The organism is Halomonas sp. LS-001 (genome assembly GCF_052983955.1).
Genome location: NZ_CM129816.1, coordinates 1429653 through 1447864 on the forward strand (window position 1 = coordinate 1429653; position 18212 = coordinate 1447864).

At 54.7% G+C, this 18212-nt stretch carries 23 protein-coding genes; 20 read left to right on the top strand and 3 right to left on the bottom strand.

All coding sequences use genetic code 11. The features are described 5' to 3' along the window. The first annotated feature begins 29 nt into the window (after positions 1 to 29). The 9 genes from ACU6TU_RS06365 to ACU6TU_RS06405 all read left to right on the top strand — a co-directional run bounded on the left by ACU6TU_RS06365 (position 30) and on the right by ACU6TU_RS06405 (position 8270). Entirely contained in the window at positions 30 to 956 is a 927-nt protein-coding gene (locus ACU6TU_RS06365) for an electron transfer flavoprotein subunit alpha/FixB family protein (RefSeq protein ID WP_447143721.1), read from the top strand. 335 nt (positions 957 to 1291) lie between these two features. Continuing rightward, positions 1292 to 1903 (top strand): superoxide dismutase, encoded by a 612-nt coding sequence (locus ACU6TU_RS06370; protein ID WP_447143722.1) that lies wholly within the window; start codon positions 1292 to 1294, stop codon positions 1901 to 1903. 314 nt (positions 1904 to 2217) lie between these two features. Then, positions 2218 to 2439, top strand: coding sequence for a glutaredoxin-like protein NrdH (gene nrdH, locus ACU6TU_RS06375; RefSeq protein WP_447143723.1), 222 nt, complete (start codon positions 2218 to 2220; stop codon positions 2437 to 2439). Positions 2440 to 2448: 9 nt separating this feature from the next. After that, positions 2449 to 2883: a class Ib ribonucleoside-diphosphate reductase assembly flavoprotein NrdI gene (gene nrdI, locus ACU6TU_RS06380; protein ID WP_447143724.1), complete on the top strand. Its 435-nt coding sequence runs from the start codon at positions 2449 to 2451 to the stop codon at positions 2881 to 2883. Next, the gene (gene nrdE / locus ACU6TU_RS06385; RefSeq protein ID WP_447143725.1) at positions 2877 to 5045 is read left to right on the top strand and encodes a class 1b ribonucleoside-diphosphate reductase subunit alpha; all 2169 of its coding nucleotides are present in this window, start codon (positions 2877 to 2879) and stop codon (positions 5043 to 5045) included. The genes nrdI and nrdE overlap by 7 nt, the downstream gene beginning before the upstream one ends. A 30-nt stretch (positions 5046 to 5075) precedes the next feature. Then, positions 5076 to 6047 (top strand): class 1b ribonucleoside-diphosphate reductase subunit beta, encoded by a 972-nt coding sequence (gene nrdF / locus ACU6TU_RS06390; protein ID WP_447143726.1) that lies wholly within the window; start codon positions 5076 to 5078, stop codon positions 6045 to 6047. Between the two features lie 176 nt (positions 6048 to 6223). Next, positions 6224 to 7114 (top strand): hypothetical protein, encoded by an 891-nt coding sequence (locus tag ACU6TU_RS06395; protein WP_447143727.1) that lies wholly within the window; start codon positions 6224 to 6226, stop codon positions 7112 to 7114. Positions 7115 to 7205: 91 nt separating this feature from the next. Then, complete coding sequence (locus ACU6TU_RS06400; RefSeq protein ID WP_447143728.1) at positions 7206 to 7595, top strand: hypothetical protein; 390 nt, start codon at positions 7206 to 7208, stop codon at positions 7593 to 7595. Between the two features lie 99 nt (positions 7596 to 7694). Then, on the top strand, positions 7695 to 8270 hold the full coding sequence (locus ACU6TU_RS06405) for a hypothetical protein (protein ID WP_447143729.1): 576 nt from the start codon (positions 7695 to 7697) through the stop codon (positions 8268 to 8270). A gap of 101 nt (positions 8271 to 8371) precedes the next feature. Here ACU6TU_RS06405 and ACU6TU_RS06410 read toward each other — a convergent pair whose 3' ends face one another. Continuing rightward, positions 8372 to 8695, bottom strand: a complete 324-nt coding sequence (locus ACU6TU_RS06410) for a CcdB family protein (RefSeq protein WP_447143730.1) — start codon at positions 8693 to 8695, stop codon at positions 8372 to 8374. Positions 8696 to 8771: 76 nt separating this feature from the next. Between ACU6TU_RS06410 and ACU6TU_RS06415 the strand changes: the two genes are divergently transcribed. From ACU6TU_RS06415 to ACU6TU_RS06465, 11 genes are all read left to right on the top strand, one after another. Beyond that, the gene (locus ACU6TU_RS06415; RefSeq protein ID WP_447143731.1) at positions 8772 to 10034 is read left to right on the top strand and encodes an OmpA family protein; all 1263 of its coding nucleotides are present in this window, start codon (positions 8772 to 8774) and stop codon (positions 10032 to 10034) included. Positions 10035 to 10277: 243 nt separating this feature from the next. Beyond that, positions 10278 to 10520, top strand: coding sequence for a type II toxin-antitoxin system Phd/YefM family antitoxin (locus tag ACU6TU_RS06420; protein ID WP_100819878.1), 243 nt, complete (start codon positions 10278 to 10280; stop codon positions 10518 to 10520). After that, on the top strand, positions 10517 to 10780 hold the full coding sequence (locus ACU6TU_RS06425) for a Txe/YoeB family addiction module toxin (protein WP_100819879.1): 264 nt from the start codon (positions 10517 to 10519) through the stop codon (positions 10778 to 10780). The genes ACU6TU_RS06420 and ACU6TU_RS06425 overlap by 4 nt, the downstream gene beginning before the upstream one ends. A gap of 156 nt (positions 10781 to 10936) precedes the next feature. Continuing rightward, the gene (locus ACU6TU_RS06430) at positions 10937 to 11182 is read left to right on the top strand and encodes a type II toxin-antitoxin system CcdA family antitoxin (protein WP_447143732.1); all 246 of its coding nucleotides are present in this window, start codon (positions 10937 to 10939) and stop codon (positions 11180 to 11182) included. After that, entirely contained in the window at positions 11182 to 11481 is a 300-nt protein-coding gene (locus ACU6TU_RS06435; RefSeq protein ID WP_447143733.1) for a CcdB family protein, read from the top strand. The genes ACU6TU_RS06430 and ACU6TU_RS06435 overlap by 1 nt, the downstream gene beginning before the upstream one ends. A 386-nt stretch (positions 11482 to 11867) precedes the next feature. Beyond that, positions 11868 to 12665 (top strand): DUF3450 domain-containing protein, encoded by a 798-nt coding sequence (locus ACU6TU_RS06440; protein ID WP_447143734.1) that lies wholly within the window; start codon positions 11868 to 11870, stop codon positions 12663 to 12665. Beyond that, positions 12662 to 14032, top strand: coding sequence for a MotA/TolQ/ExbB proton channel family protein (locus tag ACU6TU_RS06445; protein ID WP_447143735.1), 1371 nt, complete (start codon positions 12662 to 12664; stop codon positions 14030 to 14032). The genes ACU6TU_RS06440 and ACU6TU_RS06445 overlap by 4 nt, the downstream gene beginning before the upstream one ends. Position 14033: 1 nt before the next feature. After that, positions 14034 to 14576, top strand: a complete 543-nt coding sequence (locus tag ACU6TU_RS06450) for a MotA/TolQ/ExbB proton channel family protein (RefSeq protein ID WP_447143736.1) — start codon at positions 14034 to 14036, stop codon at positions 14574 to 14576. Then, positions 14569 to 14976: an ExbD/TolR family protein gene (locus ACU6TU_RS06455; protein ID WP_447143737.1), complete on the top strand. Its 408-nt coding sequence runs from the start codon at positions 14569 to 14571 to the stop codon at positions 14974 to 14976. The genes ACU6TU_RS06450 and ACU6TU_RS06455 overlap by 8 nt, the downstream gene beginning before the upstream one ends. Next, positions 14973 to 15800, top strand: coding sequence for a TonB family protein (locus tag ACU6TU_RS06460; protein ID WP_447143738.1), 828 nt, complete (start codon positions 14973 to 14975; stop codon positions 15798 to 15800). Before ACU6TU_RS06455 ends, ACU6TU_RS06460 begins: the two co-directional genes overlap by 4 nt. 42 nt (positions 15801 to 15842) lie before the next feature. Beyond that, on the top strand, positions 15843 to 16940 hold the full coding sequence (locus tag ACU6TU_RS06465) for a tetratricopeptide repeat protein (protein ID WP_447143739.1): 1098 nt from the start codon (positions 15843 to 15845) through the stop codon (positions 16938 to 16940). Positions 16941 to 16951: 11 nt separating this feature from the next. Here the strand turns inward: ACU6TU_RS06465 and xthA are convergent, their stop codons facing one another. Both xthA and ACU6TU_RS06475 read right to left on the bottom strand, forming a co-directional pair. Next, on the bottom strand, positions 16952 to 17788 hold the full coding sequence (xthA, locus tag ACU6TU_RS06470) for an exodeoxyribonuclease III (protein WP_447144198.1): 837 nt from the start codon (positions 17786 to 17788) through the stop codon (positions 16952 to 16954). Further along, positions 17788 to 18027, bottom strand: a complete 240-nt coding sequence (locus tag ACU6TU_RS06475; RefSeq protein ID WP_447143740.1) for a hypothetical protein — start codon at positions 18025 to 18027, stop codon at positions 17788 to 17790. The genes xthA and ACU6TU_RS06475 overlap by 1 nt, the downstream gene beginning before the upstream one ends. Between the last annotated feature and the right edge of the window lie 185 nt (positions 18028 to 18212).

An 18212-nucleotide genomic window follows, 5' to 3' on the forward strand; every position in this document is an offset into this window, starting at 1 on the left:
AAACATGTGCTTTGAAAGGAGCTGATTTCATGAGCATTCTGGTACTGGCTGATCTACATGAAGGCCAACTGGCAGGCGCCACGGCGAATGTCATTGCCGCCGCGCAAGCCATTGGTGGCGATATCGATATTCTGGTGGCGGGTGAGAACGTTCAGGCAGCGGCTGAAGCTGCTGCAAAGCTGGACGGTGTCAATAAAGTGCGCGTGGCGGATAACGCCGTCTATGCCCATCAGCTGGCCGAGCCGATGGGCAAGCTGCTGGTTGCCTTGTCAGATGACTATACACACGTACTGTCTTCTGCCTCCACCACTGGCAAAAACGTTATGCCGCGCCTGGCCGCTTTGAAGAATGTTAGCCAGCTTTCCGACATCATTGGTGTAGAAAGCGCTGACACCTTCCTGCGTCCTATCTATGCAGGCAATGCCATCGCGACAGTAAAAAGCGCGGATTCCCTCAAGGTGATTACCGTTCGCCCCAGCGCCTTTGATGGTGTGGCGGATGGCGGTAGCGCAAGCGTGGAAGCGGTTGATACTGTGGTTGAAAACAACCAGTCCGCGTTTGTTGGCCAAGAGCTTGCCAAATCTGACCGGCCTGAACTGGGTGGCGCCAAGGTGGTGGTTTCCGGCGGCCGTGGTATGGGTAACGGCGAAAACTTCAAGTTGCTTGATGGTATCGCCGACAAGCTGGGGGCGGCCATTGGTGCGTCTCGTGCAGCGGTTGATGCGGGTTTTGTGCCCAACGATATGCAGGTAGGGCAAACCGGTAAGATCGTAGCGCCTGATCTTTATATTGCCGTGGGTATTTCCGGGGCGATTCAGCACCTGGCGGGCATGAAAGATTCCAAGGTCATTGTGGCAATCAACAAAGACGAAGAGGCACCCATCTTCCAGGTGGCGGACTACGGCCTGGTAGGCGATCTGTTCGATGTTCTGCCGGAGCTTGAGAGCAAGCTGTAACGTCCAGAGCGTCAGACGATCTATCAGCCGGCTCCCCACGGGAGTCGGCTTTTTTTAGGCCAAAAAATTAGGTACAGTATTAATAGTTGAGTAAATCACTAGGTCAAATTGGCGGAATATCTCGGTGTTCAGCAGTCCAGATCGAGTGATAAGCACTGAACGCCATTGAGAAAAATATCCAAAAAATAGGCTCAGCAGTTGAAAAGCTGTCACGCTGACCACATATAATGGGTATAGCATTGGATACAGCGTTCAGTGAAACCTTTGCCAACATGGTTGGCGAAAATGACTGAACGCCGTAACAATCACTCAAGCCACGCAAGGAGATGACAATAATGGCACATACATTGCCCGAACTTCCCTACGCTTATGATGCACTTGAGCCGCATATCGACGCGATGACCATGGAAATTCACCATTCGCGTCACCACAACACTTACGTCACCAACCTGAATGCCGCGCTTGAAGGTACAGGCCTTGAAGACGTACCGGTTGAAGAGCTGATCGCCAATCTGGATCGCGTTCCTGAAGAAAAGCGTCAGGCAGTGATCAACAACGGCGGCGGCCATGCCAACCACTCAATGTTCTGGCAAATGATGTCGCCTAATGGCGGCGGTCAGCCCAAGGGTGATGTTGCCAAGGCTATCGAAGCTGAGCTGGGCGGTTTTGATGCGTTCAAGGACGCCTTCAAAAAAGCGGCACTGGGTCGTTTTGGTAGCGGCTGGGCATGGCTCTCCGTAACGCCAGACAACAAGCTGGTCGTTGAAAACACCCTGAACCAGAACAGCCCGCTCATGGAAGGCAACACGCCGGTGCTCGGCCTGGACGTCTGGGAGCATGCCTACTACCTGAAATTCCAGAACAAGCGTCCGGACTACATTGAAGCCTTCTTCAACGTAGTAAACTGGGACGATGTTGAAAATCGTTACCAGGCGGCTACTGCTTAAGTACCCGCCTCTCAACCCGTGCCATAAAAGCACGGGTTGTTATGAAAGTTGTTAAAAGAGCTGTTAAAAATAGCTCTTGAAAAAGAAGCGCCTAACTAATTGGCGCCTTCTAAAAAACCGCCTCCTTCTTAGGGGGCGGTTTTTTTGTGGGGTAGATCAAAGGGTTTTTTGTGTCAATAATTTTCTGTGGTTTTTCTATATATATGGTGTTTGATTTTAAAAATATCTACATGTAGTATTTGTTGTATCGAGAGGTTAGCAATGGCACTAGATGTGCCTACCTGAAAAACACCGCTGTGAAAAGGGGAAACGCCATGGAAATCCAGATTTATAGCAAGCCTTCCTGTGTTCAATGCACCGCGACCTATCGGGCACTGGAAAAGCAGGGGCTTGAATACACCGTTATCGATATTACAGCGGAAAGCGGTGCTCAGGATGAAGTGGAAGCGCTGGGATATCGTCAGTTGCCGGTTGTCGTGGTAGGGGAAGATCACTGGTCGGGTTTCCGCCCAGACCGTATTCAGGCGCTGGCGTAACACCCCGTTATGCAAACCGCTGACATAGAGGCCGAGCAAATGGGGACTCTGGTCTATTTTTCCACCAAGTCAGGTAATACCCACCGTTTTATTCAAAAGCTGGGCCTAAGCGCCCAGCGGCTGCCGCTGAACCGTGAAGACCCAACGCCGCGCATCGAGCAACCCTACCTGTTAGTGACGCCGACCTATGGTGGCGGCTATGCCAAAGGGGCCGTGCCGAAGCAGGTGATCCGGTTTTTGAATGATGAACACAATCGCGGCTTGATACGCGGCGTCATTGCCGCGGGCAATACGAATTTTGGTGAAGCGTACGGGCTGGCAGGGCGAATCATTGCTCAGAAATGCCAGGTACCGCTTTTATATCGATTTGAACTGTTTGGCACTGATGACGATGTTGTCAGGGTCCGTGAAGGAGTAAATGCGTTTTGGAAACGTCAATGTTAGATACTCAGAAAGCGCCCGACACGGCGCCTGCTGCGGCGGCCTCAGAGCGGCGAACGCTGGACTACCACGCGCTGAATGCCATGCTCAATCTTTACGGTGCCAACGGTGAACTGCAGCTTGATAAAGACCGCGAAGCCGCTCGCCAATATTTTCTGCAGCATGTTAACCAGAACACTGTGTTCTTCCATTCCCTGGAAGAAAAGCTCGATTATCTGGTGGAAGAGCAGTACTACGAAGCCGCCATGCTGGCCCAATACAGCTTTGCCTTTATCAAAGCGCTTTTCGAGCAGGCATACGCTTACAAATTCCGTTTTCCGAGTTTTCTGGGCGCTTTCAAATATTACACCAGCTATACGCTGAAAACGTTTGACGGCAAGCGTTACCTTGAGCGATATGAAGACCGTGTCTGCATGGTGGCGTTAACGCTGGCGCGCGGCGATGAAGCCCTGGCCAAATCGCTGGTGGATGAAATCATCAGTGGCCGCTTTCAGCCCGCCACGCCAACCTTCCTGAACTGTGGCAAGCAGCAGCGCGGTGAGCTGGTATCCTGCTTTCTGCTGCGTATCGAAGACAACATGGAGTCGATTGGTCGCTCGATCAACTCCGCGCTTCAGCTCTCCAAGCGCGGCGGTGGCGTTGCCTTCCTGCTGAGCAATATCCGTGAGGCGGGTGCGCCCATCAAGCGTATCGAAAACCAGTCATCGGGCATTATCCCGATCATGAAACTGCTGGAAGACGCTTTTTCCTACGCCAATCAGCTAGGGGCACGCCAGGGCGCAGGGGCGGTGTATCTGAACGCCCACCACCCGGATATTCTGCGTTTTCTCGATACCAAGCGTGAAAATGCCGATGAAAAAATTCGCATCAAAACGCTGTCACTGGGCGTGACGATTCCCGACATCACCTTTGAGCTGGCCAAGCGCAACGACGATATGTACCTGTTCTCGCCCTATGATGTCGAGCGGGTATACGGCGTGCCGCTTGGGGATATCAGTGTGACCGAGAAGTACCATGAAATGGTCGCTGATGCGCGTATCCGCAAGCACAAGATCAACGCACGCGCCTTCTTCCAGACCCTGGCGGAGCTGCAGTTTGAATCCGGTTACCCCTACATCATGTTTGAAGATACGGTGAACCGCGCCAACCCGATTGCCGGGCGCATCAACATGAGTAACCTGTGTTCCGAGATTCTGCAGGTGAATACGCCGACGGAATACGATGACGACCTGGGATACCGGCATGTAGGTCAGGATATTTCCTGCAACCTTGGCTCCATGAACATCGCCAAGGTGATGGATGCCGGTGATATCGGTACCAGTGTGGAAATTGCCATTCGCGGACTGACCGCCGTTTCCGAAATGAGCAACCTGCGCAGCGTGCCCTCCATCGCGGAAGGGAATGCCAAGTCTCGCGCCATTGGCCTTGGGCAAATGAACCTGCACGGTTTCCTGGCCCGCGAGCATATCTATTATGGCTCTGATGAAGGCCTGGACTTCACCAACCTGTATTTCTACTGCGTTGCCTTTTATGCCATTCGGGCGTCTAACCGGCTGGCAATCGAACAGGGTGAAGCCTTTGCCGGGTTTGAAAATTCCACCTATGCGTCGGGCACCTTCTTTGACAAGTACACCGAGCAAGCCTGGCTGCCACGCACCGAGAAAGTCAGCCACATTTTCGAGCGTAGCGGTATTGCGCTGCCGACCCAGGAAGACTGGCAGTCACTCAAGGCATCAGTGATGGCCCATGGGCTATTCAACCGTAACCTGCAGGCGGTGCCGCCCACCGGTTCCATCTCGTACATCAACCATTCCACCTCAAGCATTCATCCGGTGGCGGCGAAGATCGAGATTCGTAAAGAAGGCAAGCTGGGGCGTGTTTACTACCCGGCGCCGTTTTTGAACGAAGCCAACTTCGATTATTTTCAGGATGCCTACGAAATCGGCCCGGAAAAGATCATCGACACCTACGCCGAAGCATCCAAACACGTGGATCAGGGACTTTCGCTGACGCTGTTTTTCCCGGATACCGCCACCACGCGGGACATCAACAAGGCGCAGATTTACGCCTGGCGTAAAGGCATCAAAACGCTTTATTACATCCGCCTGCGCCAGACGGCGCTGGAAGGCACGGAAGTGGAAGGCTGTGTTTCCTGCACGCTGTAAGCGTTTGATGATACTGACGAGAGATTAGCCATGACCATAATGCAACGCCTGTCGCGGGTCGACGCGATCAACTGGAACCGCCTTCAGGACGATAAAGATCTGGAAGTGTGGAACCGCCTGACCAGTAACTTCTGGCTGCCGGAAAAAGTGCCGCTGTCCAACGATATCCAGTCCTGGAACACGCTGACCGAGACAGAACGACAGCTGACGATCCGCGTATTCACCGGCCTTACGCTGCTGGATACGATTCAGAGCAGCGTCGGCGCGCCGGTGCTGATGGACGACGCCCGTACGCCCCATGAAGAAGCGGTCTACACCAATATCGCCTTTATGGAATCCGTGCACGCACGCTCTTACAGCTCGATTTTCTCGACGTTATGCACCACGCGAGAAGTGGACGATGCCTTCCGCTGGAGCGAGGAAAACCCGACACTGCAGGCAAAATCCGAGCTGATTCTTGAGCGCTACCGCTCCGATGACCCGCTGATGCGCAAGGTGGCCAGCGTTTTCCTGGAATCTTTCCTGTTCTATTCGGGCTTCTATCTGCCCATGTACTGGTCAAGCCATGCCAAGCTGACCAACACGGCGGACCTGATTCGTTTGATCATTCGCGATGAAGCGGTACACGGCTACTACATCGGCTACAAATTCCAGCAAGCCCTGGCAGAAGCCACGCCGGAACGTCAGCAGGAAGTCAAAGACTACGCGTTTGAGCTGCTTCTGGAGCTTTACGACAACGAAGTACGCTACACCGAATCGCTTTATGATGAAGTCGGCCTGACGGAAGACGTGAAGAAATTCCTTCACTACAACGCCAACAAGGCGCTGATGAACCTCGGGTTTGAGCCACTCTTCCCCAGCAGCGTCACTGATGTCGACCCCACCATCATGGCGGCACTTTCCCCGAGTGCGGACGAAAACCACGACTTTTTCTCCGGCTCCGGCTCCTCCTACGTCATCGGCAAAGCCGTCGCCACCGAAGACGACGACTGGGCATTTTAAGCCGCCGATTTCCCGCCGAACAAGTGGCGAGCAGGGCGCTCGCCACTACCTTCCTAAGTAAAATCTACTATGCTCAGGCTCAAAAGGGTGGTTGGAATGGAGAAGGGGAGCGTGTGAGCGAATCTGGATATATTTAGGTGCTTGAAAAATCAACGGGTTGGAAGAAATGAAGCACGTTGGCTAATATTGCTGAACGCGCAAGATTGTTCATCCAATATCAGAACGTGCAGTCCAATCATTGTTCGCTGTATTACTCCTTGGGAGCTGTTTTGATGGATTCGGGCGACACAATTGGACTGGTTTTTGACACCGTGAAGGAACCACGTGGACCAGGATTGTTCGTCGAGTATCAGCCGGCCAATGAAACGATGCCATTTGCTTCCTTGTTTTTGGTGTATGCGGAGCACGACGAGGGGCTGGAGGTCATCGTAGATCGAATTAGGGAGGAGGCGTTGCAGTGGTTCCGACGCTTCCCGGTTCCACTTGTCGCATCAGCAGTTGATAGCGTTGATGGCCCAATAGATGTATCAGGGGGTGACGACCGGCGGGATCTTCTGGTGTACGCACGCGCTGGTAAGATTGTCACCGAGTGGGGGCGGCTAAGCGAGTTTTCGATGCCATCATTTGATGCGAGCCCAGATAATATATTAAAGATTTACTCGTCGATTGGTCACAGCACAAAAGAGCAAAGGCGACAAAAGGCCGACAAGAAGCTCCTGGAGCAGATGAGTGGTGTGCGAATTATCATCGCCTTTTTGTTTTTTCGTCGAGCGGTGGTCCCAGCAGGCGTGGCTTTAGCGTTCTACCTACATCCAGTTCTTGGCTTCCTTGGGTTGCTCGGCACGTTGGCTGATGCCGCGATTGGCGGCCTGAGGGTCTTGGGTTACCTGCCCAAGAGCAAGAAGGAAAAGCAGGCAGAGGAAAAGCGGCGGAGAATGGAGCATCATGATTACCATTGTCAGCTTAACCCGAGGGGTTTCGCTGCTCTCAAGGCTGAGAGTCTTGTAGAAAGCCTGAGAGAAAAGGCCCGGCAAGAAGCCAGAGACCTCCACGATGAAAAAAGCTAACCAAGCCATTCATCCGACGCTCGTACCTCGCGCGGCTGATGGCAGTCGTTATGGCCAGCGTGATGAATTACGTAGACTCTAAGGGTTAAGAATGGGAATTAAAGACTGCTTTGCGAAATATGGTGCCAAGCTTAAGAATGTGAATTGGTCAGTTTCTGCAGAAAATCCAAAAGGAGAGCTGGTCGTCAGCCTCTGGAACCATTTCTTTACGTCGACGGGTAATGGCAAAATCACATATATAGACAGGGTTACCCGTTGGTCTGGTCATGGAAATGCCGAGTTTCGAGAACGTATTCAGAAAGCATACGAAACTGATCAGCCAGTGCGAGTAGTCATCGCTCGAACAATCGATGAAGAAGCTATCCGTCGCGGGGATGACGCAAGCAAGCTTAAAAATCAGTTTCACGTTCGGGAAGACTGGATTGGCAAAGTCACCCTTTGGGATGGAGATAATTTTGAGATCGAATTCAGTTCCGAATAAGCCTATAACAAGGCGCTTAAGTTCGTTCCGGGCTTCGGCCTCCACCGGATGCCCTTGTCAGGGCACCGCTTAGCTTTGCACTATACGCTTGGAAAAATCGTGACTCTAAATCAAGTAAGTTCTCTATTAGAAAAAATAAAACGAATTCAGATAAATCTGGGCTCCCTAGACGGAGATGGTTTTGAGTGGGCTCTAACTCATGAAGATTTAGGTTATCAGGAATATTCAATCAAAGGTATAAAGGAGCCAAAAGAACTTCAGGACGAAATTGAAAACGGATTTATTTGGTTATGGAGTTTGAAAGACTATGTAAAAAAATACTCGTTAGCCCAAGGAAAGGACAAGAAGTGGGTAGATAACCAAGTTAATAATACCGAGTGTCTTTGTTTATGCGCAGATATTGCAAATAGCCTCAAACATGGCGGTATAGACCGAGATTCTAGATCAGGTAAAAAGCCTACACTTAGCGAAGTCGCTTATAAAATTCCGCAGGAAGGAATAAACAAACTTACCCTTTATGCTGATCGCGTCGAAACTGTTGTGTCAGATACTTCAACAGTAAAAGTATCGATGGATATCAATGATCTAAAAAGCGGCAAACTTGGTGATGCCTTTGAACTTATCAACAAGTGTTTGATAGAGTGGAAAAAAATCATTGAAAAAGCAACGGCGTAAAGCGTATGACAAACCGCTGTAGTCGCTCGCGGGCTCGCTAGGACACAAACATGGTGGCTGTTTCGCTGCGCACACTACAAATGCTCCGGTTACGGCCGGCGTTAAATGCCGGTGATAGCCCTATCCAGGGCTCCAACAATCTGCTTTCTGAAGTGCGATAGAGAGCCCATCGGGTTTTTGAGGTGCTTTTCAGAAACAGAGGAAATTTGTGGGGTTAACAGTAGAAGCGCCTCGTCTCCAAAGCTGATGTCCGGCGTGAGACCTTGCAGGGTTTCGCCACCGAAGGCGGAGCGTTTTCCCAAAGGGGTGACGATACCGGTCGCCCGAGGGTGTCTTTCATCCTCGAGAACACCTGATTGCCCAACTACACTGACTGGATGAAGCATTGAGACGATGGCCCGCTGGCTAAACCGCTTTTTAGCCATCGAATGTTGGTAGTAGAGCCGGTGTTTGCTTGCAGAGGTCGGACACCGCCAGAATCAACAAACGGAAAACAAGCTCATGCGCATACCTATTTATCGGGTCGCAATGCTCGGCCTGTTGACGTTTTTTGCCGCCCAGGCCAGCACGGCTCAGCCGAAGACATACCCGGATGGCCACGGTGGCAACGTTACCTTCCCTCAGGGGGACGTATCCTTCGCCGATGAGGTCGTACATTACGATACCGGTACCGAACAGCCCATTGAGGCAGCCCGCGACCGCGAGCAGGCGTTGGGAATTCCGGACTATGGCAAAGGTGACACACGAGGATACCTGTCGCTGGGGTGTAGCGGTGAACTGGTGCTGAAGTTCACCGATAACCAGTTGATCGATATACCCGGCCCGGATTTGTATGTATTCGAGGTTGGACCGGCGATTGAGCCCACGGCGCTGGCCATATCCAACAATAACGAAGATTGGGTTCGTATTGGTGGTATTGGCGGCGGCAAGGCAGAGATCGATATCGCGCCCTATATCGACGGCGATGAGAGTTTTCGCTACGTCAAACTGGTGGACCTGAGAGAGCAGTGCGGTGGTGAAACACCGGGTGCGGACATTGATGCGGTGGGTGCTATCGGTTCGTTGCAGCATATTGCACTCGACAGTGCAGTGCTGTTCAACACGGGCAAATACCAGCTCAAGCCCCAGGCATCCGAAGCGATCAATGAAGCCATGGCCAGCGTCGATTCTGAAAAACTGCAGTCGGTAGTGGTGGCAGGTCATACGGATACCGTGGGCAGCGCTGAATCCAATCAGCTGCTGTCGGAAAATCGCGCGCGGTCGGTGGCAGATTACCTGATTGAAAACGCGGGCGTCCCTGAAGACAGGATACGTATCGAAGCACATGGCGAGAGTGATCCGGTTGCCAGCAACGATACCGCGGAAGGTCGTGAAAAAAATCGCAGGGTTGAGCTTCGCGTTCGTGCCGTGCCCGACGAGCAGGAAATAGATACTGCGCGCATCGAGATTCTGGGAATCTGGCGCTCGGACAATAATCGCCAGACGACGCTGCGCAGAGACGATGGCGGTATCAGCGGCGATTATACCGAGAAGGGAGGTGGGCAAATTCAGGGGGAATTCACCAGTGACACTGTCCTCGAAGGGTTTTGGATAAAAGACAGCTCCGGCCGAACCTGTGACACGGAAAAAGGTGGCAGCAAGCACTGGGGTAACCTGCGGATCGAGTTTACATCGGCAGATCGCGATGCATTCGACGCCAAATGGTCATATTGTGGTGATACAGACTGGCGCGGCAGTTGGCAGCACGCAGAGAGACTCCTGTGAACACGGCCTGACGGCTAAATTGCTGACCTGCCGTTACGCATATTGCCAGTGTATCGTTTAGCGAACGTCACCGTCAGTTCTGATAGCCCGTTCAAGTCGTACTATTACGTCTTTCGCATAATGCGCAAAAGACAAGTCAGCACGTGTTGAACGCTGAAAAAAGCGCTATGCGGAACGTTCGTCTTGACGTACGTCCTGAGCGGCGTAAATTGAACCGAGAGTCGAGTTCGCAAGAGGTGCATCATGACCGGAATTACAGCCACTGAGGCGCGCAGCAATCTTTACCGTTTGATTGATGAAACCGCCGAGTCTCACCAGCCAATTGTCATCATGGGGAAGCGGAATAAGGCCGTTCTGGTGTCTGAGGAGGATTGGTCTGCCATTCAGGAAACGCTTTATCTTTTGTCAGTTCCCGGCATGCGGGAATCTATTCGCGAGGGAATGAATACCCCAGTGGAGGAATGTGATGAGGAGCTGGACTGGTGACATGGACGTTGGTTTACACCAAGCAAGCCCAGAAGGATGCTAAGAAGCTGGCTTCCAGTGGCCTAAAACCAAAAGCCCAGGAACTGCTGGTACTCGTAGCGGAAGACCCATACCGCAAGCCGCCTCCGTTTGAGAAGCTGATTGGTGATCTAGCCGGAGCCTATTCACGCCGGATCAATATTCAGCATCGTCTGGTTTACCAGGTGCTCGATGATGAACAGGTAGTGAAAGTCCTCAGGCTATGGAGCCATTACGAATAGTGCCTAACCAGCCGTTGCTGTAGGGCAATTTTCCGCCGCTTCGCGGCTACTAACTGTCTGTTGCGTGATCCGAGATAAAAACTGTCGCTGTGCAGTATTGATGCGCAAGTAATATGCACATATTCTGAGTGTATTGTTCCGCGTGAGGGCTGAGCCATGCTAGCTTCTGAAATTACCAAGTCCACCCGAAAGCCAGCGAACCTATCGCTGGATAGTGCTCTTCTTAAAGAGGCAAAAGCTCTGGGAGTCAATATCTCAAGGTCCGCAGAGGCGGGGATCGCGGAGGCGGTGAAACGGCATAAGCAGGAAAGTTGGCTGAAAGAAAATGCGCAAGCTCTGGCAAGCTCGAATACCTATGTTGAAGCTAACGGCTTGCCTCTCGCACGGCACCGTCAGTTCTGATGGCCCGTTTCGATGTCTTCGAAAATGAGGGTGAGGCCGGGTACCTGCTAGATGTTCAGTCAGATCTACTCAGCGACCTGAATACCCGTGTTGTAATCCCACTGTTGCCCAAATCCTCCGCGCCGTTTCCTGCCCAACGGCTGAATCCTGTATTTAGTATTGAGGGGCAGGAGCTGGTAATGGCAACTCAGTACATGGCCGCGGTGCCCGAAGGCGAATTGCGTTCTTGTGTTGATAGCCTGGCCAGGCATCAGGATGAAATCTCCGCAGCGTTGGACATGCTATTTCTGGGCTTTTGATGAATAGCCGTTTACTTTCGTGGACTGACAAAGCACGGAGCGATGATCGTAAGCCCCGAATCGGCTATTGAATCAGTGGTTGGGGGTCATCGGTATCCGCTGCTTCAAGCGCCGCTTAAGCTAGTAATATACCGTTATCTTTGATTTTTCCTTTTTTCTTTCCCTCCTGTGTCTTTTCTTAATTGTACCGCTCGCCTCAATTGAGGCAGATTGCCTTCATAGCGCTCTCCACCTGCTTCGATTTCGTTAAATGTGAATGATAAATATTGTCATTTGCTGGTTAGGTGTTAGGCTATGCGGTCTACGATTAAACGCAAATAGTTCTCATACCATGAGGGCTGGTGTGCCAGATTATTTGGCGTGCCAGCCAGTAACGGAGACGTAACGTGCTGAAAAGGCCTTTCTTTGCCCTGCAGGGATGCTGGCTAGCCACGATGCTGGCCAGCGGGACGCTAATGGCAAGTGATGAGACAGTAGAGCAGGCGGTGCAAAGCGTGGAAGCCCAGCAAGCGCAGTCTGCACTTCAGCAGCAGATCGATAGCGCCGATGACGCCACGCGCTCAGCGATTGAAGAGCTACGCCGTCTGGAGCGGGAAACCCGTCAGATGGAAGCCTCCAACGCCGCGCTGAGTGGGCGTCTGGCCAGTGAGGCTGAGCGCCTGCAGCGTCTTGGTCAGGCGCTGGATACGTTAAGCGACACTCGCGCCGCGCTGCCCGCCGTTGAACAGGATATGACAGAGCAGTTAACCCGCTGGATCGAGTCGGATCTGCCCTTTCTGAAAGACGAACGTCTGGCATGTGTTCAGCCCTCAGAGCCGCCCACCGCAGAAAGCGCTGCCCGAATTGCCAGCCTGCTTGAAGCCTGGCGGGCTGAGTTAGCCTATGGCCGAGAGGTGGATAGCTGGCGTGGCCGCTTGCAGCTGGCGGAGGGTAATCCACGCGAAGTCGACTACCTGCGTATCGGGCGTATTGGCTTTTATTATCTGACCCCGGACGGCCTTGAAGGGGGCGTCTGGGATAAGGCGAACGGTGAATGGCTGGCGCTTGAGGAAAATGTCCGCCGTGAAGTGCGTCATGGTCTGCGCATTGCGGATGACCAGCGCACACCGGAATTGCTGCGCCTGCCGCTTTCTATTATTGCCAATGACAGCGTGGCCAATGACAACGCAGGAGGCCAGCAATGAGTCTGTTTAAACGCCCGCAGGGGGTGCGTAGAGCCGTGGTCTGTCTGGCGCTGTTCGTTGGCCTTTTGGGCAGCAGTGTGGCAATGGCACAAGTCGACAACCCGGGTTCATTGCGTGAAGCCCGCGAAGCCGCCGAGGCGCGTGACCAGGCGCGGTTGCAGTCATTTCTGGATGACCAGCAGGCGCTGGACACCGCGTTAGAACAAGCGCGGGCTGCGCATCAGTCCGCCGAAGAAAAGCAGGCTGCGTTAGCCGCTCAGCAGCAGGAGCAGGCCGAGCAGGCGCAGGCGCTGGCGGCACGTCAGGAGGAACAGGGCGAAGCGTTGACATCACTGCTGGCGGATCTGGCACGCCACAGTGAAACGGTGCGCAATGAACTGGGCGGTGATAGCTGGTTAACGCTGGAAGAGGGCGCCTTACCGCCGCGTCTCAATGACATTGACGTGCTGGAGCGCCAGCAGATTGAAAACGTGGTGGATAGCCTGGCGACATTGACCCGCAACACCGGCCGTGCCGAGCGCTTGACGCTGCCGGTGGCCGATGTCAGCGGCGAGATTGAGCCGCGTAGCGTGGTGCGTCTGGGGGATTTTGCTGCGTTCACGCAAACCGCATTGCTCAGAAAAGGTCAGGATGAAGGTGGGTTAGCTGAAATGCCGCGCACGCCGTCAGATATTCGTAATGCGCTGGCGGCCTATCATCAGGGCGAAAGCCGTATGTTTGCGATTGACCCGACTCAAGGCAGCGTACTGGAAGCGCTGACTCAGCGGCCCAGCCTGTGGGAACGCTTTCAGCAGGGCGGCTACGTAGGTTACGTGGTCGTGGCGCTTGGTGGCCTGGGTTTACTGGTCGCGCTGGTTCAGTATGTGTATTTGTTGGTGATCAGCACTCGCGTGCATCGTCAGCGTAAGGCGCTGGATCAACCGCAAGCCAATAATCCGCTTGGCCGTGTGCTGGCGCGCTTCAAGGACATGGACAAACACCAGGCTCCCGAAGCGCTGGAAGCCAGGCTTGATGAAGCCGTGCTGGCTGAGTTGCCGCGTATCGAGCGGGGCCAGCCGATCGTTAAACTGTTGGCGGCAATTGCGCCGTTGCTGGGCCTGCTGGGCACCGTGACCGGTATGATTGTGACGTTTCAGGCGATTACCGTATTTGGCACCGGCGACCCGCAGTTAATGGCAGGGGGTATCAGTCAGGCGCTGGTCACCACGGTGTTGGGGCTTGTGACTGCCGTGCCACTGCTGTTTGCACAAACGGCGCTGGCCAGCCGCAGCCGCTTGATTACCCAGGTGATTGAAGGCGAAGCCAGCGCCACCCTGGCAGACCACCTTGAAGCGCAGTCAACCGCGAATGCGCGAGCGGTGAATTAATATGCCCACCTTACCGCTTTGGCTTGCTCCTGTTGAACGGCTACTGGATGCCGGAGGGGTCGTGCTGGTCGTGCTGGCGCTGGTGGCTGTACTGGTGTTCGGGATGGCGATCGAGCGTTGGTGGTATTACCGTTTCAGCTGGCGGCGGGCTCGCCGTCAGCTGATTCGCCGCTGGACCGCACGAAGTGACCACCGTAGCTGGAGTGCGCGCACGTTACGCAGTGTCTGGACACAGGCGCTGGTGGCGAAACTGCGCCGCCCTTTGCCCTGGCTCAAACTGCTGGTGGCGTTATGCCCGCTGCTGGGCCTGCTGGGCACGGTGACCGGCATGATTGCAGTGTTCGATAGCCTTTCATTGAGTGATACCCACCAGGCGCGGGCAATGGCTGACGGCGTTGCCCGTGCCACCTTGCCGACGCTGACCGGCATGGCAATTGCCGTGGTGGGGTTGCTGTTTATTAGTCGTTTAGAGCATGTGATACGCCGCGAAGATCAGCGGCTGCATGACCGCTTAGCGCGTGCCCTGGAGGAAAAAGATGCGTAGACGCCGTTCCACAGACCCCATGGCCGATAGCAATGAAGTCAACCTGACGCCAATGTTGGACGTTGTCTTTATCATGCTGATCTTCTTTATCGTGACGACCAGCTTTATCAAGGAAAGCGGGGTAGAAATAGAGCGTCCTGAGTCCTCAGCCGCCAGCCCGCGCCCTGATGCGCAGGTGCTGATTGCGGTGACACCGGAAGGCGCTGTGTGGGTCGATGGCAAGCCGGTAGACGTTCATCGTATCGGCCAGCAGGTGGCCGATATGTTGACCGATGATGGCGCCGTGGTGATCCAGGCAGACCGAGAATCCACCACCGGGCTCTTGATTGAAGTGATGGATCGTCTCAAACAGGCAGGCGTTGACCAGATTGCCGTTGCCGCGAGCCGGAGTGGGCCATGATACGCCATGTCCTCTCAATGTTCGGCGGCATCGCCTTGGCCGTTGGTCTGTTCTGGATGCTGGCCCTGCTGGTCGCACCGCCAGAGCGTCCTCAGGAGACGCCCGAGATGACTATGTCAATGACCCTGGTCGATGCGCCCGAAGTGGCACCTCAGCAGGATGCACCACCGCCTGCGCCCTCGGAAGCTGCGCCAGCGACACCGCCACCCAGGCCAGCGCCTGCACCCGCACCAACGCCCATGGCTGAGAGCAATATCACCTTGCCTGAGGTGGCGCTGCCGGAAGAGCCCGTCGAGCCGGTCGAGCTGGAGACCGAGCTGCCTGAGCTTACCGAGATCAAGCCAGAACCGACGCCAGAGCCGACGCCGCAACCAGCGCCTGAACCGGCTCCAAAGCCAACGCCCAAGCCGACTCCCAAACCAACGCCTCAGCCGGCACCGTCACCCCAGCCGGCCCCTGCGCCACAGCCAGCTGAAACGGCGGCACCATCACCAGCACCCGCCACGGCACAGCGGGAGACGGCACCTGCGGTACAACCGGCGCCATCGAATGAGCCTGTCAGCGTTGGGCAGGTCGCGCCGACCAGCCGTGTGAACCCTGAGTATCCGCGACGGGCTCAGCGGCGTGGTATGGAAGGCTTTGTTGAACTGGACTTTGTCATCCGCCGAAATGGAAGTGTTGATAGCGCCTCAATTCAGGTTACGCGTGCGCAGCCGAGCCGCGTGTTTGAAGATGCGGCTCGACAGGCGATTGCACGTTGGCAGTTCGAACCCAGCCAACAGCTACGCCGCGCCACGCAACGCATAGAATTTCAATTAAGATAGCCAGTTAAGGTAACCCGTTGAGGAACGAGTCGAGGAACCGATATGCAGCGTTGGGTGGGAATTGTCTTACTAAGTATGCTGAGTGCTGTCACCCAGGCGAGTGAACCCCTGCCGGGTGACATTATTCGCGACCTTAACGGGCTGCAAAGCCAGTTAGCTGAGCAGACAAATGGTGACGTTGACAGCGATGCGCTCACGCGTATTATCCGTCATGCACGCTCCCAGGCGACGCGCCTTGCCAGTGGCAACCGAGCCGATCAGTGGGCCAGTGCGCTGTATCATCAATTGGCAGCCAGCGCTTTGTCACACCAGGAAGACTACAGCGCTGCTGCTGACGAGTTGGCCAGCGCACAGCAACGGCGTTACGTACCCAGTACCCAGAAAGCCAAGTGGCTACGTAATGAGGCATCGCTGCGCCGAACGGCCGGGCAGACAACGTCGGCCATTGAACTCTATGAGCAGTGGTTGAACGGCCAGCCTGATCATCCGGATTACACTGCGACTGCCTGGAAGCTGGTGCGCCTGCTGGCGGAAGAAGCGCGTTGGGAGGCGGCGGCTGAGTGGCTAGCGCCGCTAATGGAAGCGGGCGACTTGAATGCCTCGCAGCAGACGCTGGCGATCGCGGTATTCCGCCAGACCGGGCAAAATGCACTGGCACTTGACGGCCTGCTGGAAGGGCTACATGCAGACAGCGACCCAGACGCCTGGCGTCAGGCAGCCGGGCTTGCTCAGCAGGCGGGTCAGGCGGGCATTGCGGCAGGCGTATGGGAAATGGCATGGCAGTTGGGCAAGTTCCAAAGCGTTGGGGACCGCTTGACGTTAATCCGTTTGCACTTGGCAGGTGGCACGCCAGCCCGAGCGGGCGAGCACCTGGAAGCCGCCATCCAGGAAGGCGCGCTGGCGCGTGATGAGCCAACATTGCGCTTACTGGCAAACGCCTGGCAGCAAGCCAGGCATGTCGAAAAAGCCCTGAATGCCTGGGAAGCCCTTGCTGAACTGACTCAGGCAGCAGATGACTGGCGTCAATATGGCCAGCTGGCTTACAGCTGGGGGCAGGATGCCGAAGCGCAAGAAGCACTGACCAATGCCGCCAACCTTGGCGACCAACAGGCGCAGCAGTGGCTGGCTAATTTTGACTAGCTCTGCTTTGACTAGCTCTCAGCATCCTTGAGCGTTATAGCAAAATCGCTCCAGGTTGGCGCATGGTCGGAGGGCTTTTCCATGGCGCGTAACGGGTAATCAATGTCAGCGCCGGTCACATTTTCCGCCAGCGGCTGGGTGACCAGAATATAGTCGATACGCAGCCCCCGTTTCGGGTCGTCGTTAAACCCTTTGGAGCGGTAATCAAACCAGCTGAAATGATCGTTGCGCTGCGGGTGCATCAGGCGGTAGCTATCCGTTAGCCCCCAGGCCTTGATGCCACCAAGCCATTCCCGCTCAACCGGCTGAAAACTGGTTTTTCCTTCGCGCAGCCAGCGCTTGCGGTTAGGCTCGCCAATGCCGATATCCTGGTCTTCCGGCGAGATGTTGAAATCACCCATTACCGCCAGTCGTTCATCGGGGCGATGCTGCTTGTCCAGCAGGCGCGCCAGCTGCTGATAAAAGCGTTCCTTATACGGGAACTTGGTCGGGTGGGAGATATTTTCTCCCTGCGGAAAATAGCCATTCCAGACGGTCACCGCTTCACCATCATCGGCAAGCAGGCGCACGCCGATCATACGCCGCTGGGCCTCTTCCTCATCATCGGGAAAGCCACGGAAAACCGCCTGAGGTTGCTGGCGGCACATCAGCGCCACGCCGTAATGACCTTTCTGGCCATGATAGAAAACATGGTAACCCATGGCCTCGACCGCGTCGCTTGGGAAGGCGTCGTCATGCACCTTGGTTTCCTGCAGGCCAATCACATCAGGATTGAGTTGATCAATCAATGCCTGAAGCTGATGAAGCCGTGCGCGAATGCCGTTGATGTTAAAGGAAACCAGCCGCATCATGAGTCCTCTTTGTTATCCTTTCCTTCGGGATGAATCTGTATCGATTGGCCGCTTTCCTGACGGGCCATTTTGCGCGCTGCCTGCAACTTGCGTTGCTGCTGCTTTTTCGCCACAAAACGCCGCGAAGGGGCGACCTGATCGGGGTTGTCATGGCGCCATTTTTTGAAGTCTTTACGGCGACCCGTACGGATGGTCACTTTATCGGCCAGTGAACGGGTTTTTTTCTTGCGTGTCATTTATAGCGCTCCACAAAAGTTAGGGGCGTTGGTGTCAGCGGCCATTCTAACAGCCTGAACGCCATCGCACATGGAGAACTCGAACCAGATAGGGTGCCCCGCGCGCAAAGCCTGTTACAATGACGCCCCTAGAACTTAGAACGGTACGCAATATCCGTAAGTAACATCAGTCCGTAACATTCACC

Bases quoted from the DNA above. Each gene is read 5' to 3' on its own strand.
- ACU6TU_RS06415 (WP_447143731.1), top strand. From the start codon at position 8,772: ATGCGCATACCTATTTATCGGGTCGCAATGCTCGGCCTGTTGACGTTT.
- ACU6TU_RS06410 (WP_447143730.1), bottom strand. From the start codon at position 8,695: ATGGCTAAAAAGCGGTTTAGCCAGCGGGCCATCGTCTCAATGCTTCAT.
- nrdF (WP_447143726.1), top strand. From the start codon at position 5,076: ATGACCATAATGCAACGCCTGTCGCGGGTCGACGCGATCAACTGGAAC.
- ACU6TU_RS06460 (WP_447143738.1), top strand. From the start codon at position 14,973: ATGATACGCCATGTCCTCTCAATGTTCGGCGGCATCGCCTTGGCCGTT.
- nrdH (WP_447143723.1), top strand. From the start codon at position 2,218: ATGGAAATCCAGATTTATAGCAAGCCTTCCTGTGTTCAATGCACCGCG.
- ACU6TU_RS06445 (WP_447143735.1), top strand. From the start codon at position 12,662: ATGAGTCTGTTTAAACGCCCGCAGGGGGTGCGTAGAGCCGTGGTCTGT.
- ACU6TU_RS06420 (WP_100819878.1), top strand. From the start codon at position 10,278: ATGACCGGAATTACAGCCACTGAGGCGCGCAGCAATCTTTACCGTTTG.
- ACU6TU_RS06450 (WP_447143736.1), top strand. From the start codon at position 14,034: ATGCCCACCTTACCGCTTTGGCTTGCTCCTGTTGAACGGCTACTGGAT.
- ACU6TU_RS06365 (WP_447143721.1), top strand. From the start codon at position 30: ATGAGCATTCTGGTACTGGCTGATCTACATGAAGGCCAACTGGCAGGC.
- ACU6TU_RS06465 (WP_447143739.1), top strand. From the start codon at position 15,843: ATGCAGCGTTGGGTGGGAATTGTCTTACTAAGTATGCTGAGTGCTGTC.
- ACU6TU_RS06455 (WP_447143737.1), top strand. From the start codon at position 14,569: ATGCGTAGACGCCGTTCCACAGACCCCATGGCCGATAGCAATGAAGTC.
- xthA (WP_447144198.1), bottom strand. From the start codon at position 17,788: ATGCGGCTGGTTTCCTTTAACATCAACGGCATTCGCGCACGGCTTCAT.
- ACU6TU_RS06400 (WP_447143728.1), top strand. From the start codon at position 7,206: ATGGGAATTAAAGACTGCTTTGCGAAATATGGTGCCAAGCTTAAGAAT.
- nrdE (WP_447143725.1), top strand. From the start codon at position 2,877: ATGTTAGATACTCAGAAAGCGCCCGACACGGCGCCTGCTGCGGCGGCC.
- ACU6TU_RS06370 (WP_447143722.1), top strand. From the start codon at position 1,292: ATGGCACATACATTGCCCGAACTTCCCTACGCTTATGATGCACTTGAG.
- nrdI (WP_447143724.1), top strand. From the start codon at position 2,449: ATGCAAACCGCTGACATAGAGGCCGAGCAAATGGGGACTCTGGTCTAT.
- ACU6TU_RS06435 (WP_447143733.1), top strand. From the start codon at position 11,182: ATGGCCCGTTTCGATGTCTTCGAAAATGAGGGTGAGGCCGGGTACCTG.
- ACU6TU_RS06475 (WP_447143740.1), bottom strand. From the start codon at position 18,027: ATGACACGCAAGAAAAAAACCCGTTCACTGGCCGATAAAGTGACCATC.
- ACU6TU_RS06430 (WP_447143732.1), top strand. From the start codon at position 10,937: ATGCTAGCTTCTGAAATTACCAAGTCCACCCGAAAGCCAGCGAACCTA.